At 44.0% G+C, this 18,983-nt stretch carries 11 protein-coding genes; 7 read left to right on the plus strand and 4 right to left on the minus strand.

The window, feature by feature from the left end; all coding sequences use genetic code 11:
- Positions 1-96: 96 nt before the first annotated feature.
- On the minus strand, positions 97-3,243 hold the full coding sequence (locus D0T87_RS05635) for an efflux RND transporter permease subunit (protein WP_163173660.1): 3,147 nt from the start codon (positions 3,241-3,243) through the stop codon (positions 97-99).
- A gap of 137 nt (positions 3,244-3,380) precedes the next feature.
- Complete coding sequence (locus tag D0T87_RS05640; protein ID WP_163173662.1) at positions 3,381-4,541, minus strand: efflux RND transporter periplasmic adaptor subunit; 1,161 nt, start codon at positions 4,539-4,541, stop codon at positions 3,381-3,383.
- 334 nt (positions 4,542-4,875) lie between these two features.
- Between D0T87_RS05640 and D0T87_RS05645 the strand changes: the two genes are divergently transcribed.
- From D0T87_RS05645 to D0T87_RS25050, 7 genes are all read left to right on the plus strand, one after another.
- Positions 4,876-5,142: a hypothetical protein gene (locus D0T87_RS05645; RefSeq protein WP_163173664.1), complete on the plus strand. Its 267-nt coding sequence runs from the start codon at positions 4,876-4,878 to the stop codon at positions 5,140-5,142.
- 7 nt (positions 5,143-5,149) lie between these two features.
- The gene (locus tag D0T87_RS05650; protein ID WP_163173783.1) at positions 5,150-5,695 is read left to right on the plus strand and encodes a lysophospholipid acyltransferase family protein; all 546 of its coding nucleotides are present in this window, start codon (positions 5,150-5,152) and stop codon (positions 5,693-5,695) included.
- Positions 5,692-6,465 (plus strand): amidohydrolase, encoded by a 774-nt coding sequence (locus tag D0T87_RS05655; RefSeq protein WP_163173666.1) that lies wholly within the window; start codon positions 5,692-5,694, stop codon positions 6,463-6,465. The genes D0T87_RS05650 and D0T87_RS05655 overlap by 4 nt, the downstream gene beginning before the upstream one ends.
- Before the next feature lie 24 nt (positions 6,466-6,489).
- The gene (locus D0T87_RS05660) at positions 6,490-8,049 is read left to right on the plus strand and encodes a hypothetical protein (protein WP_163173668.1); all 1,560 of its coding nucleotides are present in this window, start codon (positions 6,490-6,492) and stop codon (positions 8,047-8,049) included.
- Positions 8,050-8,428: 379 nt separating this feature from the next.
- Entirely contained in the window at positions 8,429-10,420 is a 1,992-nt protein-coding gene (locus tag D0T87_RS05665) for a glucosamine-6-phosphate deaminase (RefSeq protein WP_163173670.1), read from the plus strand.
- Positions 10,421-10,546: 126 nt separating this feature from the next.
- Positions 10,547-10,762, plus strand: coding sequence for a hypothetical protein (locus D0T87_RS05670; protein WP_163173672.1), 216 nt, complete (start codon positions 10,547-10,549; stop codon positions 10,760-10,762).
- 6 nt (positions 10,763-10,768) lie between these two features.
- Positions 10,769-11,065 (plus strand): type II toxin-antitoxin system RelE/ParE family toxin, encoded by a 297-nt coding sequence (locus tag D0T87_RS25050; protein ID WP_163173674.1) that lies wholly within the window; start codon positions 10,769-10,771, stop codon positions 11,063-11,065.
- 6 nt (positions 11,066-11,071) lie between these two features.
- Here D0T87_RS25050 and pbpC read toward each other — a convergent pair whose 3' ends face one another.
- Positions 11,072-13,378 (minus strand): penicillin-binding protein 1C, encoded by a 2,307-nt coding sequence (pbpC, locus tag D0T87_RS05680; RefSeq protein WP_163173676.1) that lies wholly within the window; start codon positions 13,376-13,378, stop codon positions 11,072-11,074.
- A gap of 8 nt (positions 13,379-13,386) precedes the next feature.
- Positions 13,387-18,966: an alpha-2-macroglobulin gene (locus D0T87_RS05685; protein WP_163173678.1), complete on the minus strand. Its 5,580-nt coding sequence runs from the start codon at positions 18,964-18,966 to the stop codon at positions 13,387-13,389.
- Positions 18,967-18,983 lie beyond the last annotated feature (17 nt).

Consider the following 18,983-nt stretch of genomic DNA (forward strand, 5'->3'; position numbering starts at 1 on the left):
CTCTCCAAAGGAGAGGGGGATGGCTGCGCTATTCGCGCGTTAACTGTACCCCCTTTCCCCCTCTCCTTTGGAGAGGGCCGGGGTGAGGCTGTATTTCTATTTCGTTTTCAATTTCCTGAAACCCAATTTCATCGGTTTATATTTATAAATAGCGTTACGGCACGTTGTGGCTGCATTATATACCAGAACAAAGAAGAACGGAACCAACACGATACCAAACACAACGGCAAATATCATCCCGAAGAATATCCCCGTACCGATAGCCTGACGGCTGGCCGAGCCCGGTCCGCTGGCAATAACCATCGGCAACATACCCAGAATGAACGCCAGCGAGGTCATCAGGATCGGACGGAAACGAAGCTGTGCCGCATGAACGGCCGATTTCACCAAGTCTACTCCCCTATCCGCCTGCTCTTTGGCAAACTCTACGATCAGGATTGCATTCTTGGCCGCCATACCCATCAGCATCACCAATCCGATCTGGAAATACACATCGTTCTCCAATCCGCACGCCCACACACCCAGATACGCACCCAGCGCCGCTACTGGCAAGGACAACAAGATGGATATAGGCACCATCCAGCTTTCATATTGTGCCGCCAGGAAGAGGAACACGAACAAGAACACAAGTGCCAAGACCATGCCCGTTTGTCCCCCGGCCTGCTTTTCCTGATAGGATAAACCGCTCCATTCTACGACAATGTTTTCGGGCAGATGTTCACGTACCAGGTCTTCCATGATCTGCATCGCCTGTCCCGAGCTGTACCCTTGGGCAGCCCCGCCACGAATCACGGATGCTGTAAACATATTAAATCGCTTAATGCTACCGGGGCCGGTGGTATAAGATGAACTTCCCAAAGAAGTCAGCGGTATCATCGAACCGTTTGCCGCCTTCACATAGAAGAGGTTGATATTCTCTTTGTGTTCACGATAGGGAGCCTCAGCCTGGATATACACCTTATATACACGGTTAAACATATTAAAGTCATTTACGTATACCGAACCGGTGTAGGCTTTCATGGTAGAGAATATATCCGCCATCGGCACGCCCAACATCTTGGCACGGTCACGATCCACGTCAAAATAAAGTTGTGGAATCTCCGCCTGAAGCGAAGAAGATAAACCAGCAAGTTCCTTGCGCTGCGAAGCATAATACATCAAGGTGTCTACAGCCTCAACCAGATTGTCAAAGGTAGCATCGCCACGGGCTTCCAGCTGCATTTCAAATCCACCGGAAGAACCGAGTCCGGGAATAACAGGGGGCGTAGTTATATAAACCTTCGATTCCGGATATTGGCTTAACTCCTTCCGGATATCATCCATAATCTCGTCAATAGAAGAACTTTCACGTTCGTTCCACGGCTTTAAGATTACGGTAAGCTCGGAGCGCGCCTGATTACTTCCGATACGGGGGCTGCTGCCGATTACATTCAACACATAATCTATATCAGGATTCTGCTCCAGATAAGCCATGGCGCGCTCCGTTACCACACGGGTCCGTTCCAGGGTTGCACCCTCGGGCAGTTCCAACTCTACGGTAAAGTAACCCTGGTCTTCGGCCGGAAGGAAGCTCGTCGGAATAATCTTATTCACAATAAAGATGATAACCAACATCAGCCCAAACGTAGATAATACCCGCTTAGGGTGCTTGACTACCCTATTAACCTGCTTTACATATTTGTTATTGCCCAGATTCAGCCAATAATTAATTCTACGGAAAACGATATTCTTTTTACCTGTACTACGTTTCAGAATCAACGAACACATCACCGGACTAAGGGTTAACGCTACAACTGTAGAAATCAACACAGATACCACAATCGTTATCGTAAACTGACGATACAACTGTCCGGTGATTCCGGGAAGGAAACTTACCGGAACAAACACCGCTGCCAACACCAACGAAGTAGCAATCAGCGCACTGGAAAGACCTTTCATTGCTTTTTTCGTGGCTTCATAAGCACCCAGTTTCTCTTCTTCCATGATGCGCTCCACATTCTCGACCACCACAATGGCGTCATCCACTACAATACCGATAGCCAACACCAGACCTAAAAGCGTAAGCAAGTTCAGCGAGAAACCGAAAATAAGCATAAAGCCGAAAGTACCAATCAAAGAAATAGGCACGGCGATGACCGGAATCAGCGTGGCACGCCAGCTTTGCAAAGACAGAAACACCACGACAATAACCAGAAACAAAGCCTCGAACAAGGTTTTATACACCTCGTGGATAGACTCCGAAATATAGGTAGTCATATCGAAAGGTATCTCATAGTTCAACCCCTCGGGGAAATCCTTACTGATAGACTGCATGGCGTCTTTCACATTCGTGGCAACCTCAAGCGCATTCGCTCCCGGAAGCAGAAATATTCGTAGAATAGCAGCGTTTCCACCATCCATTCCACTCTCCGTATTGTAAGAAGAAGCCTCCAACGATATACGGGCTACATCGCGCAAACGGATAACCGAGCCGTTTTCATTGGCACGAACCACGATTTCCTCAAACTCACTCACGGTCGATAAACGCCCCTGGGTAGTAATAGGAATCGTAATATCCAACTCCTGAACGGGCTGTTTACCCAACTCACCGGCTGCCGATTCACGGTTCTGATCCTTCAAGGCATTCTGCAAATCCTGAACTGTTAGTCCAAAGCTGGCCAGTTTATCGGGCTGCGCCCAAATCTGCATGGCGTAATAACGGCTTCCCACATTCGACACACGACCTACGCCGGGGATACGGCGGATAACGTCGAGTATATTGATCGTAGCAAAGTTGCTCAGGTAGATTTCATCAAACTTCGGGTCGTTGGAAGTCAAAGCAATGGTGAGCAACTGCCCCGGTGCTTGCTTTTCAACGGTAAGCCCGTTCTGTACCACCTCCGCCGGCAGACTAGACTCGGCCAACTTGATACGGTTCTGGATTTCAACTGCGGCTAAATCCACATCCGTAGAAATATCAAAGGTTACCGTAGCCGAGAAACCTCCCGAATTAGAACTGGTGGACTCCATATATATCATGCCCGGAGTACCATTAATTTGTTGCTCAATAGGAGTTGCCACCGCCTGCGACACCGTCAACGCACTGGCACCGGGATAAGAGGCACCAATCTTTACCACAGGAGGCGTTATTTGGGGGTACTGATCCACAGGGAGCATCTGTAAGCCGATGATCCCCACCAGTACGATCAGTACGGATATTACGATCGAAAAGACAGGTCTGTCTATGAAAAAGTTTACATTCATTTGAGTTATGAGTTTTGAGTTAAGAGTTATGAGTTATGAGTAGTGAGTAATGGGTTATGGGTTATGGGTTATGAGCAATAGGTTTTGGGTAGTAAGTTTTGAATCGCAACTCAAAACTCAAAACTCATAACTCAAAACTACTCCACCGTTCTCACCTTCGCCCCGGGAGTCAACTTATGATACCCTTCCACTATGATATTCTCTCCCGCGAGCAAGCCTCTTTCAACAACCATATTGTTGCCAAACTCAGGACCCAGTTCAATAAAGCGCTTTTCTGCGGTAGAATCTTTCCGCATAACAAACACATTAGCTCCACCTTTCTCTATAATAACCGCCTTAGCAGGAACAACCACCGCCTTCTCACGTACATCAAGAAGCATCTTCACCTTAGTAAATTGCCCCGGCAGAAGTACATGCTCAGGGTTAGGCATCTCGGCACGCACCGAGAACGTCCCGGTTTCGGGATCTACCTTCGGATCGGCAAAATCAACAATACCTTCCGACGGATAAACACGGCCATCCGCCAGCGTAATAGTCACACTAGGCTGCCAGGAGCGCGCAGTATCCTGCTGTCCAATCGTAACATTCCGTTCCTTACTCTTCAAATAATCAAGGGCAGTCATACTGAAATCAATCAGCACCGTATCGCTCTTTACAACCGTAGCCAACAATGATTTACCACTACTCGGGCCAACCAACGTACCTAAATCCACATTACGTTCACTGATATGCCCGGCCAGCGGAGAGCGAACCGTAGTATACCCCAGTTCCATTTCCGCCTGACGAAGATCGGCTTCGCTCATCGAAACAGAGGCCACAGCCGTTTCATAAGCAGCAACAGCATTATCCAGGTCCAGCTGACTGGCTGCATTCTGCTCAAACAAAGGACGGATTCGCTCCAGATCCCTTTCGGCTTTCAACGCCTGGGCTTTATCTTTATTCAATTGCGCTTTGGCTTTATCGGCTTTCGCTTTATATTGATCCTGGTCGATAACAAACAAAAGCTGATTCTTATTAACATAGGTACCCTCGGCAAAATGCATTTTCTGCAAATAACCTTCTACCCGCGCACGGATTTCCACAAACTGCTGGGCACGGATACGCCCTACATATTCGCCGAAAATCTCTACATCTTCATTAAGCACCCGTTCTACCATAACAACCGGTAACTCCGGCGCTGCCTTACGCGGACGAGACACATAAATGTATATTCCTATTAAAGCAGCCAACAATACAATAGCAATAGCTGCTCTTTTCTTATTAATCCTGATATCACCTTTTGGGAAAACTAGTTTCATGCCTATTTATAAAATTAACGGTTTTAACTCTTGAAGTCTACTAACAATTAACAATCCTAAAAGAATAAAGATAAGTTTTCATAAGATTTCTATATGGTAATTAAGAATTATTCACTAAAACTCCCGAAATAGCAGACAATCCGGCGGAATTATAGCACAATTGTTAATAAAGCGAGTTGTGGAGTTATTCCACATTTTGTAGATTTTTACCACAGATATGACACACTCATTCCTCGAAAGTTGTATCTTTACCCCCGATTTGAGTTTGCATTCCATTTAACTTTAGTTATTTTTGAAGCAACTCTAACCTATTAATCACTTAAAACCAAACATCATGGCAAGTAGAAGAGAACTTAAGAAAAACGTAAATTATATTGCAGGAGAACTATTCGCAGAATGCCTGTTAAGCGGCATGACTAGTAAGGCAAACAAGGAAAAAGCAGACGAGATCTTGACTCAGATACTTGTTATGCAAGACGAGTTCATCAGCCGCATCAGTCACACAGAACCAGGAAACGTAAAAGGATTCTATAAAAAGTTCCGCAGCGACTTCAATGCGAAAGTAGATGAAATTGTTGATGCTATCACGAAATTAAATTAGAATGAAGATTAAACAAGCCATATACAATTTCATATATACTAAGATTCTGGGGTGGAAAGCAGTAGTTACCGTTCCCGATTATGATAAATGCGTAATCTGTGCCGCCCCTCATACTTCTAACCTGGACCTTTTTATCGGAAAATTATTCTACGGTGCAACGGGTGGAAAAACAAGCTTTATGATGAAAAAAGAGTGGTTCTTCTTTCCATTGGGCCTTTTCTTTAAAGCCGCAGGCGGAATACCGGTAGACCGTAGTCGTAAGACTTCGTTAGTAGACCAAATGGTAGCCATATTCAACAAAAGGAAAAAATTCCACCTGGCTATCACTCCCGAAGGCACGCGCAAAGCAAATCCGAACTGGAAGAAAGGCTTTTACCACATCGCCCAGAAAGCACAGGTGCCTATTGTGCTTATTGGTATAGATTACAGCAAGAAAACAATCACCAAAGGGAAATCCATATTCCCCTCAGGAGATATAGATAAGGATATGCAGGAGATTAAACTCTACTTCCAGGCTTTCAAAGGAAGACACCCCGAGAATTTCGCAATATGAGGATATCCATTCTACAGACAGACATAATATGGGAAAACAAAGAGGATAACCTGAACCGGCTCCGCAATAAACTGGAAGAGTTACGTGGCAAAACAGACATTGCCATACTACCGGAAATGTTTTCGACCGGATTCACCATGCGAAGCAAAGAGCTGGCCGAACCTGTAGATGGATATACAATTACTACCTTACGTTCCTTAGCAGTAGCATATGGAATAGCCTTAGTCGGAAGCTACATCGCTTATGACAACGGGCATTACTATAACCGTGCATTCTTTCTCACCCCCAATAGCGAAGCATTTTATTACGACAAGAAGCACCTGTTCCGCATGGGGCATGAAGAAGAATATTTCTCCGCCGGCGATAAGAAGATCATCATCCCCTATCAGGGATGGAACATCTGCCTCTTGGTATGTTATGAATTGCGTTTCCCGGTATGGAGCAGGAATGTTCAAAACGAATACGATCTACTTATCTACGTAGCCAACTGGCCTACCGCCCGCCGCCTGGTATGGGATACGCTACTGGCTGCCCGCGCCATAGAAAACATGACCTATGTATGTGGAGCAAACCGGGTAGGAACAGATGGCAATAAGCTTAACTACAACGGAGGAAGTGCCATCTATTCGCCCAAAGGAAAAGCCATTGCAATGGCAACAGACGACCAGGAAGATATTATTACAATGGACTTGAGTTTAGATCAGCTGAATGCTTTCCGGCAGAAATTTCCGGTATGGCTGGATGCAGATAAGTTTGAAATTCAAAGCTAGACAACATTATACTATAAATATGATATGATGAAAAAGCACTCTCCAATCATTTTCTTTATATTATTGTTCACATTTTCATCCTATTCTACTGCTACCGACATAAAAGACCTGATCAGACTGGCCGAGCAAACAAACTCAGCCTCGAATTGGAATAAAGTAGCCGATTATTATAACCAAAGAAAATACCAAACCAACAAGCCATATAATTACCCCAACCTATTCATTAAATACTCGGCTACTGCTCTGGAAAGAGCAAAGAAAGAAAAGAATGAACTAGAACAGGGTAACGCTTACTCGCATCTTGCCGAAGCCGGATTATTCATCATGGGCTGGGAAGAATACATTGAAAATTATACAAATGCTTCTCTACTCTACACAGAAGCAAACAACATCCCCCTACAAATAAAAGCTATGTCAAGCCTTGGGCATGGATATTTATCTGTTGGTCATGCTCCTACCGCACACATTCTTTTTACCGATGCTCTGGAATGGTCAAAAGAAGTGCCCGAAGAAAGAAAGGATAATGGTATCTTATTCCTGAACCTCGGGAAATCGTATATATATCTAAATCAACTGGACTCTGCTGAGTATTATATAAATCTATCCGAAAAGCAGGTTATCGGCAGTTTGGCTATCAAGGACTCAGATTTCACTACTAAAGTTCTGTTTAACAAGGGACTTCTATGTTGCAAAAAGAAAGAGTATCTCCCGGCTATGATCCACTTTAATAATGCGCTTAAAACAAACGATGAAACAGGTAAGAACGCTATGCTTCAAAGCCTTATCCTGAACCAGATCGCTCTATTATATGCATCTTGTGATAAATATGATTTTGCATTGCACTACAACAATCAAGCCATGCAACTATGCCTTGATATCCAAGCTTTCGTTCCCCTTGAAAGTATATTCAATACCCACATTGCGTTGAGGTGCAAAAGCTATGAACAGGAACAGTTAGCCGGAGGCAAAATAACGAATATAGATATCCTGACAATCGGGACAAAAGAATTATCCGAATACCGCAAGTGGTTCATGGATGATCGTCAGGCACTTTACAACAATTATATCCAGACAGCCATACTTTTTGATTTATATGGAACTCCGCATGCCTGTTCAGAATATCTGGAAAAAGCATATAAGTTGACTGAAAACGCAAGCGAAATTCTTCCGTTAGGACCTTATTTAAAACATAAAGGAAATACATATATGAAGTCTGAACAATACAAACAGGCCATTGTACTTTATGAGCTTTATGTAGACCAATATATCAACAATCCCCGACATTTCCTGCTCGAAGCCGAGAATTATGAAGTATACGAAAACCTTGCTGCATGCTATGAAAAAGAGCAGGAACCGGAAAAGGTATCGGAATATAGACAAAAGGCACTGACTGCCCAAAAAGAGGCTATTAGTGAGAAAAAGCAGATATTAACTAGCTTCTTTTCAGAAGAACAAACCCCTGATAAAGAAAACTCAGATGCGCGTTTCAGGAAAAACCTGCGAAAGCATCTGACTGCCGTTCTTATCATATCATTGCCTTTTGTGGTATGGTTTGTATTCCGGCGTAAGCGCAGTAAAAAGTAGATTAGCACCAAAACTACGGTTTCCCGTAGTACAAATCTCTTTCATTAGAACGATATTTGTAGCTATTGTATTTCTAACCTTACTCTATAATACAATTCAAAGTATACCCGTAAAGTGTACCGGAAATTAAAGATGCACACATCATCACCTTTTTAATCATCCACATGGTTGTGCAATAGTGGTAGGCTGTCTTACTCTTCGGAGAAAAGGCAGCCTTTGCGCATTAAAAGCATACATACATCTCAAAACAAATGTTAAAACCATATTTCTTTTGCAACAATACCAATTAATAGGTAGTTTTCATGCTAAACTTCTTTTGTATCTTTGTCGTTCATAAAACAGTTGACGACTTTAATTGATATAATCTAAAAAGAGAATTATGAAAACGAACTTAACTTCTCAAATCAGTCTCAATAGGGTGTCCCCCAGATACTACCGCCCTGAGAATGCATTTGAGCTATCGGCTTTGACCCGATTCGAGAAAATTCCTACTGAAATCTATGAGTCTGGGGAGGAAGGCTCAAAACACATTGCTGAAGAAATTGCACAGGCTATCCGCAACAAACAAAGAGACGGACGTTTTTGTATATTGGCGCTAGCCGGCGGTAACTCGCCCCGAAATGTATACAGCGAACTCGTTCGTATGCATAAAGAGGAAAAGCTCAGCTTTCGCAATGTGGTAGTATTTAACTTATACGAATACTATCCTCTGGCACCGGATGCCATTAACAGTAACCTCAACTCACTGAAAGAGATGTTACTGGATCATGTGGATATTGATAAACAGAATATTTTCAGCCCGGATGGTACTATCGCCAAAGATGCCATCATTGAATATTGCCGCCTGTATGAGCAACGCATCGAGAGTTTTGGAGGGATCGATGCAGCACTACTTGGAATCGGACGGGTAGGTAATATTGCATTCAACGAACCCGGATCGCGCATAAACTCAGTTACCCGGTTGATTCTGTTGGATACAGATTCACGAAATGATGCCGCACATACGTTTGGAAATATAGAGAGCACCCCGGTAAGTTCCATTACCATGGGTATTTCTACTATTCTTTCGGCTAAGCGCATTTACCTGATGGCATGGGGCGAAAATAAGGCTAAAATGATTAAAGAATGTGTGGAAGGTAATGTTACCGATACCATTCCGGCATCATATCTACAAACACACAACCATGCACGCATCTATGTAGACTTATCATCAGCATCAAATCTGACTCGTATACAGCGCCCTTGGTTGGTTACATCATGTGACTGGAACGACAAGTTGATACGTAGCGCTATCGTTTGGCTATGTTCTATCGTTAAAAAACCCATCCTCAAACTAACAAATAAGGATTATAACGAAAACGGGCTGAGTGAGTTATTGGCGCTTTATGGTTCTGCATACAATGTGAATATCAAGATATTCAACGACTTCCAACATACCATCACCGGATGGCCGGGAGGAAAACCAAATGCGGATGATACTCATCGTCCGGAACGTGCAAAACCATATCCAAAACGCGTGATCATCTTCTCCCCTCACCCGGATGATGATGTAATCTCCATGGGAGGAACACTTCGCCGTTTGGTTGAGCAGAAACATGAAGTACATGTGGCATATCAGACTTCGGGTAATATTGCCGTAGGTGATGAAGAGGTAATACGCTTCCTGCACTTTATCAATGGATTTAACCAGCTGTTTGATAATGGTGAGAATGCAATTATCAACGAGAAGTATTCGGAAATCCGTAAGTTCCTGAAAGAGAAGAAAGAGGGAGATATGGATTCGCGCGATATATTGACTCTGAAAGGTTTGATTCGTCGTGGAGAGGCCCGTATAGCTTGTACATTCAACAATATACCGCTTACCCGTTGCCACTTCCTGGATATGCCGTTCTATGAGACCGGTAAAATCCAGAAGAATCCGATCAGCGAAGCAGATGTGGAAATCATTCTCAAACTGATTCGTGAAGTGAAGCCTCATCAGATATTCGTAGCCGGCGATTTGGCCGATCCACATGGAACACACAAAGTGTGTACGGATGCTGTATTTGCTGCTATTGATATAGAGAAAGAGGAGGGTGCCAAATGGCTCAAAGATTGTCGCATCTGGATGTATCGTGGAGCATGGGCAGAATGGGAAATCGAAAATATCGAGATGGCTGTGCCTATCAGTCCGGAAGAACTTCGTGCAAAACGCAACTCCATCCTTAAGCATCAATCGCAGATGGAGAGTGCACCATTCCTCGGAAACGACGAACGCCTGTTCTGGCAACGTTCGGAAGACCGTAACAGAGCAACCGCAGCACTGTATGACAGTTTAGGATTAGCATCGTACGAAGCCATGGAGGCATTTGTAGAATACGTACCGCTATAGCGGCAAGGTGCCGCACCCAGGTTTCGATGCCGATGAAATAGAATCCTCCTAAGAGTAAAAGACTTAGGGGGATTTTATATTTATTGGATTATTTATTTAACTTTGCGGAAACAAAAACAAAATATAATGGACAATAGATACTCGGAAGAAGAAAAAGAAGAACTACAGGAAAATATGCTGAATGAACCATCGCCTGTATATAAGAAAAGTTACTCTCTTGCTGATAGACCTATTCCTGAATATGTTCTGGAAGATTTCAGGATTGGTATGGAACAATATGAAAGAGGAGAATTTCTGGAAATGGAGGAATTTCTGGAAAAGTTAAAACAACGCAATCGCTAAACCATCATGTTCAAATTAATAGTTATCGATGAGGCATATCAAAGGATAGCCGAAACTGCCGATTATCTTTTTATTCATTGGAACGCAATCGTTCAGGAGAAATTCATATCTCAAATAGACCGTTGTCTAAGGATTATAATTAATAACCCATATTCTTTCTGTATAGATAACTCTGAACCTAGATTACGAAAATGTGTAATCACACCGTTAAATATTTTATATTATACAATAGCTGAAAAGTATATAATTATTATATCACTTGAAGATGCTCGAAGGAATCCTGATAATCTAAGATTAATATAATCTAATTCACTCTACAAACACCGTAACCGATAACGTATTCCCTTCGTCATCCACTACCGTTATTGAATGTTTCCCGGGTGAAGGTATCATCGAAACCTTATGAAAATCTTCCGTAGAAGTAACATACTCTTCATCTAAATGCCAAAATACCGTTGCTTTACGATTACTATGTACTAACTCGAAGGTAATCGCCCCCGGACTGCCGTCCAATTGTTTTGGAAGGTAGACATGTGCATTCATCTGAGGATAAATAAACTGCATAGGCGAACGGGAATCCTGACCGCAGCCTGGCTTAAACGGTGGTAAAGGACTATACTCCGGATGATACTGTTTATAATACCACTCCCAAACAGGAGGAAGAGTAAACCATGTTTTTTGCACTGCAGGTTCACTATTCATGCAATCCTCGTACACTCTGAATTTACCATCAGCAGACAGGTTGACTATATGATGATAAGGACAGGAAGTGGTTTTCATCCCCGCAGGGAGAACAAATATCGTATCGGTTTCTTCACAAAAGCGCCCTTTTAGGTGCCCGGACCTTTTGCATACTTCAGCTTCAATAAATTCCGGATATGGAATATCAAACCATTTGGAAGAAGGCAACATATTAAAGATATCAAACATAACCGGGCCAGCCGTACGTGCACCAACTAATCCGGGTTTTCCTTCGCCGGTTGCATTGCCCACCCATACGCCTACCACAAAACGAGCAGTTACTCCTACTGCCCAGGCATCACGGAAACCATAACTTGTACCCGTTTTCCAGGCTACCGTTTGCATAGAAGGAATGATACGCCAATCAATTTCTTCCGGGCGGTTTACTTCTTTGATGGCATCAAATGTTTGCCACACAGCACCCGGTCGAAATACATCATCTTTTGTTAAACCGGAAAGGGAACGAGCCATACGGGTGTAGCCCATAGTTATATCCCACAAAGTACCCTCTGCCCCACCGAGAATTAAGGACAAACCGTAATGAGAGGAAGAATGATTCAAAGTAGTTAACCCGGTTTGCTTAAGAAGATCATGGAATTTGGGAACGCCATATTCGCGCAGCATAAACACACTCGGTATATTCAACGAGCGGGCTATAGCTTCCGATGCCGGTACAGCACCTTCAAACTGCTGGTTAAAGTTCTGAGGAGCAAAACCGTTGATATTCATCGGAATATCAGGAAGTAATGTATGGGGTAACAGGTCACCATCCTGCAACATACCATAATAGAGGAAAGGTTTCAAAATACTTCCGGTACTTCGGGGAGAATGAATAATATCTACCTGATTGCCGGATCGCCCCTCATTGAATTTCACATTTCCACAATAAGCCAATACCTCGTTGGTTTGCACATCAATAACCAATGCCGCCAAATTCTTTATATCACTTTGCACAAATTCATTATTCCAACGATCTAGTAAAGCTTCAACCTGGGTCTGTATACCTTTATCGATGGTAGAAATACTGTATTCGCCTTTTCGCGTTCCATAAAACTGCTCTACTAAATGTGGAGCAATACGGGGCAAAGGTAGCGGTTCATCCGGAAGCATTTCACTTAACGCCAGTTCATAAGTAGTGGCATCAATGATTTCCTTTTCAAATAAACGTTTCAGTAAGCGATCGCGTTTCTTCTGCAAAGCATCACGACTTTTAGAAAGATGGATCATGGAAGGTGAATTGGGAAGAACAGCCAGTGTTGCTGCTTCTGCCCAGGATAGCTCCTGGGAAGCATGACCAAAATAACGCCAGGAAGCCGCTTCCAGTCCTACAACATTGCCTCCGAAGGGAGCGTGAGAAGCGTATAACATTAGGATCTCCTCTTTGGAGCACCTGAATTCCAAACGGGTAGCAAGAATAATTTCGATAAACTTTTCTTTGAAAGTACGGGGTTTATTACGCGATAGCCGGATAACCTGCATGGTAATAGTACTCCCACCGCTTACCACTTTTCCTATTGAAAGATTCTGTTTAGTAGCCCTGGCAATAGCCAAAGGATCTACACCCCAATGCCAATAAAAGGATTTATCTTCAAAGGCAATGATACATTGCTTTAGTTTATCGGGCACTTCTCCTTTGGCAGGAAAACGCCATTGCCCGTCTTCTGCAATACGGGCACCTAAGAGCTGACCGCTCTTATCGGCAACTACGGTAGAATAGGGTACATTAAAAAGTTGCCGGGGAAGGCAGAATAGATAAAGAATGAGTAGAAGAATAAACAGCCCCACCCCAACCCTCCCCAAAGGAGAGGGAGCCCGATGCCGTATGCTTTTTCTCCCTCTCCTTTGGAGAGGGTTGGGGTGAGGCTGTAGGTTCATTCTCTGTTTTATCTCTCTACCGTTACATGCCCGGCTTTCGTCCTGGCTTGCACCGTTGGTTCATACATCGCCTCACAATGGATAGCCGGCAAAGTAAATGCCCCGGCATAAGTAGATTGCAAGCGTACCCTGAATTCTTTCGACTGGTTACGGTTCAGACTAAAGTAAGTCAAAACACGATCATCGCGGATATCCCTGTAATCGTAATTGTAGGTAGAAGCATTCATGCCTGCATTGCCGCCAAACAATCCTTCGTTGTAGATTTCCCAGCCGGAAGGAACAATATGAGTCAATGCAATATCCTGATAATCGAAGGCGCCGCTAATGTTTTCTATCTTAAGGATAGCCATAAAGTCTGTGCCTTGTTTGAGCTTATCAATCTGGATGTTTCCACCCTTCATATCTGTATACCTCACGGTCATACGTAAGTTGTTGGCTATTTCGGGTAAGGTATCGTTTACAAGTTTGGTTCGGGATATCAGATCAACATAGATAGCACCTGTACCATTATTTTTAACCGATACTTTGCCGGAAAGCGGCGTAGTAGGAATGGATGTCTGGTACATTACCCGTGCAGATTTCACGCTAGGTTGCTTAGAACCATTCAGCGACCAGTCTATATCTATAGAACCTGCGAACTTCTCGGCCAATCGTCCCATAGCCAACAGAGAGTAGGCGGTGGATTGGGTACTGAAATAGTATTGCCGCGAAAGGTTTTCAGAAACTTTCTTCGCTTGTAGCAATGCTTCTTTGTCTTTGCCTAAAAGCACCAGAGTTTCGAGGATCATGGCTTCATCACGATCGTATGATCCGTAAACGCTATTATTGGAAGAATAGGGTTTAACTGTGGTCTGGGCATTGAACACAATCTCATTCGCTATATTGGTTTTTCCATTTATAGCATAAGCTGCTGCTAATCTCCATAGTGCTTGTACTGAAAGGTCTTTCACTTCTTTCATCCGGTTCATTGCTCCTAATTCGGGGGTTCCGGCAAGAGCGAGTGAGTATAAACGGTAGGCTTGCTGTAAATCGGACTGCCAGTAGTACCAGGTCGATGTACGGCTGATGGGTGTCCAACTTTGGGCAACAGAACGTTGGTAAGCCCGCCATTTGGAGATTACGTTTTCATTCACATCGTATCCTTTTTCTTGTGCCATAAGCAAGAAGGTACCTGCATATGTAGTCACCCACTCGTTTATAGAAGAATATCCCGGCCAGTAAATAAAACTACCGTTGGACTGTTGACGGGAATACAACTGGCGAATGGCTTCCTGCACATTCTTCTTGATTCTGTCCTGCTCTACTTTGTCGATTTCCTTAAAAGTAGCGACAAATAACAATGGGAAGGCTTTAGATGTTATTTGTTCCGTGCAATAATGCTCATAATGAGTCAAATAATCGAACCGGCGACTAAAGTCAACAGAAGGTATACGTGATACTTCAAAGTTCACCCAATTATCTTTTGAGTTATTGGACAGGTTGTAACTTAACTCTTCACTGCCATTGGGCGTCAGTACTTTACTATCGGAAAGAGTTACAGCCGGATTCGGATTACGAACATCTATCTCAATGGTTTCGTAAGTGGAATGTCCACTTCCCGATGCTTTTACTTTAATGGTTTCTACTCCGGTGGTAAAGCCGGTTTTCACTTTAAAATAAACGAGTTTATCGCCCGTCTGGGTAAAGGTCACTTTCTTCTGATTACCATCTACCAGTTTCACGTTCTGGGAAGTCTCTACAGATACGGTTACATCTTTCACCGAATTCTCCATTGCGAATACATTGACCGGCAGCCATATTTCTTCATTGATACTCATCACACGGGGCAGTGTAGAAAGTATCATCAATGGAGAACGGACGGGCGTTGTCTTTTCCGCATTACCATACGCTCCGTCCTCTCCTGCTACCACCATTGTACGCACAGACCCGACATACATCGGCAGTTGGACTTTATGGGTATTGCTGCTCCCTTTCTTTAAAGAGAAAGGCCCGAGGTATTTCACCACCGGACGGAAACGGTTGGCTTTGGCATCAGATCCTTTTAGCATTTCGTCGCCTCCGGTGCTAAACAAGGAACCGAATGAACCGGTATAGGCTCCGATTACTTCGTCAAACATATCCCAGGTACGGATGCCCAGCGCTTCGCGGGCATAGAATTCATTCCAGGGGTCGGGAGTTTTGAAGTTGGTCAGGTCGAGCAGGCCGTCATCTACAATGGCAACGGTGTACGTCATGGGGCGACCGCTTTTCTCGCTGACTGTTACCGTAAACTCTTGTTCGGGACGAAGCACATCGTTCATCTTGATCTGAGGTTCGAGGATGGTCAGTTTATTGTTTACAAAGACCGGCATGACACCATACATGCGAATCGGTAAATCATTGATGGTTTGCGCATGGGGTTGCAACAGACTGATATGCAGATACACATTGGGCGCCATTTTCGAGGAGACTGTAAACTGGTATTTCGTATCTTCTTTGGAAGAAACCTGTATCCATTCGCGATGCATGACAGACGAACCATTTTCGATAGCGACCAATGCCCTACCATCCGATGATGCGGGGATAATAGCCGTTACAGTCTCTCCTACTTCATAGGTTTCTTTGTCCAGAGAGAAAGAAAGCATGGTGATACCACTTGGATCGGTCTTTTTGGAGCGTCCGCGCGATTCGGGCCAGTCAATGTATATCGTTCCTCCGGTGGCGTGACCGCTTTCTTTATCTTTCACATAGACCAGATAGCGTCCCCAATCGGGGTAATTGATACGGAAGGAGAATTGTGCTTTACCATTTATGGTTTTGAGTGTACCCTGCGCCGCAGGAGTAATGGATGTATTATTGACGTAAGATTTAAAAGATTCACTTCTTCTGTCCCACCACCAACTCCAATTCACACGATAGATTTTGTATTCCAGGTCGGTACGGTTAACCGGCTTACCATCGGTGTTTACAGTCACAATATCGAAGATATGATCCTGGTCGGTCTCGATATAACGGTTCTTGGGTTGATTCAGATTGATACCTACATAAGATTCAAACGGCGAGAAAGGCACACTCATGGTATTGATACTGGCATCTCCGCCGGGTTCGAAAACACGAGTGGTAATATTAGCCCGAAGCATACCGGGAGCGTTTGAGGCTTCGGGTACCTTAATCGTAAGGCTGGCGTTCCCTTCGCCGTTCAGCGTGCCGTCGAACACTTGTATATCGCTTGCGGCAAAGTCCGTTGCGGGATCATTGAAAATGTAGTTGTCATAGCTCTTGAATTGCGTATAGACTTTGCTTAACTTCATTTCAACTTTGGCTTTGAGGTTGGATGCCACGGCGCCGGTCAACCAGGAAGAAGAAAGAACAGCCTGTACATCGCCCTCTCCGGCTTTGATGGTTTTGTCCGGTAGTTCTATATTAATTTTCAACCGGTTGGGCTTAACGGTTTCTATGCGCAATGACTTATGGAACGAGGTTCCTCCTACTTTGACATAAGCATTCCAGGTTCCGGTAGGATCGTCTTGCTTTGTCGGAATGTGGAAAGCATAAAAGCCATTCAAACCATTTGTAGAGACTTGTTTATCATAAAATTGTCCGCGGGGATTGAACAGTTCGATGGAAACCGGATGTTTATCGGGAATACGCTTTTCGTGATCTTCAAGGATGAAAGAAACATGCAACGTATCGCCGGGACGCCAAACGCCACGCTCTCCGTAAATGAATCCTTTCAGACCTTTCTTTATTTCTTTTCCGCCTACATCAAAGCGACTGGTGGAGTTCTCCGTTCCGTCGGCCACCTTTACGTAGGTCTTCTGTTTGCCATCGGAAGCGACAACCACGAAGGGAACTCCTTTGGAGTCAATCACAGCAAATCCATCCTGATCCGTTCGTGCGGTTCCGATAGGTTGCAGTTGGTAGTTGTAGACGGTCATTTCAACATTAGCCATAGGAGCCGTATCGAGAATGTTACTAACGGCTACCCAAAGTTTATTAGCCGAATTTCTTTTGATAATGACGCCTATATTGGTAGCAAGCAGGTTGCAGGTTACTTTCCGTGAAGTATTCATGTAGTATGACGGATCGCATGGGTTGTCTCTCTCCGCCCAATCGTACTCTTCCCAATCGTAACCGTCGTATTCCATTTCATAATAGCTGCGTGGAGTATCCCAAACAGTTTCATCTTCTTCTTCGGCCAGAGTGAGCCGGGTCATAAAGGTATTGTCGGAACTTGCATCTGTTGCTTCGCCACTACAGGGATAGGCTGAGTATTCTTGTTTGAAAGACAACATGATGCGGTAGATAGCTCCGGGTTCTTGTTGGATCAGTTCACTTAGATCAACGGAATAGTCTTCCCAACGGGTGATATCTTTGCCGGGATCTTCGTCCAGCCGAAGCATTTTCTTGCAAACAAGCCGGCCGGATCGCCGCAACTCGGAGGACGATCCGAGCGAGTTTACTTGCAGGAATGAAAGTACATTGCTTTCATAGATACGAACCACACTTAAATCAACGGCACGCAGGCTTACAGCGCGGAAAGGAAGTATCAGGTTTTTGGAATCGGGCAATATCGTGCCTTTTGTTACCAGTTCTACTTTAGGTTTGATGGCTTCCTGACTGAAAACCATGTTTGAGTTTTCTTCCAGTTTTTTACCGGAAGCGCTCTTGACACCTGTAAATACATTGAGTTTCAGCTCACTCTGAGTCTTTTCAAAATAAACATTCACCACATTATCGCTTATCTGGTGGGTGGTTTTTACGCCTTCAACTTCAATAAGTCCTTTCAGGTTTTGAGGGGTTGCCAAGGGTTCGGAGAAAATAACCTGAATACCGTTTTCGGGCTCCTTGATCAGGTTGGCACCCATAAATGTAAAGCGGTCTTTGGCAGGTATTTTGACTTCTTTGGTGATGACATTATCAATGCCGAGTGGTTTACCGTTTATTTCGATGTAAACCGTTTCGTCCTGGTTGCCTTTCTTTACATCGGCAATGGTAAAACCGAATACGGTAGGACTGTCGGTTTCTTCTATGGACACTGTGAGGTTTTGTTTATCACTTGTTCGGACAGTGATCATCTTATCAATCTTTTTTGTGTCGATAACATCACTGAAGCGTATTTCTCCTTTAATTGTAATCACTTCGGGATCAGACGCATGAACAAAGAGCGACTTCATATCAATGGCGAAGTTCCGTTCCATGACGCGGAAGGTGAATTGGAACTTACGGAGTTCTTTTTCTACTTCCATATAGTCGCCGAGTTTAAATGTGGCCTGGTATAATTTGCCGGGCTGTAACTCGCCTTCTTCCGGTACAAATTCTATCGTGTTGTTGCTCACCCAGTAGGCTTTTCCTTTAAGTGAAGGCGAAAAGGTGATAGGTTTGCCGGATATCTCGGAGTTGAGTTCAACGACAGGCAAATCTTTGGTCAATTCAATACGAATTGCTGAAGTTTGCGATATAACACCGCCCGTAAAGGCATTTACATAGGCAGCAAACTTGGAAGAGGGTACTATTTCAGTATTCGTTTGCTTGCAGGAATTCAGACTTAAAGCTAAGATTAGAGCCAGCAGTGTGATGACTGACCGGGTTTTGTTTGTGTGTACCATCTGTTATTTGTTTTTAT

The sequence above is a fragment of the Bacteroides sp. 51 genome (assembly GCF_010500965.1).
In the GTDB taxonomy this organism is placed as follows: Bacteria; Bacteroidota; Bacteroidia; order Bacteroidales; family Bacteroidaceae; genus Bacteroides.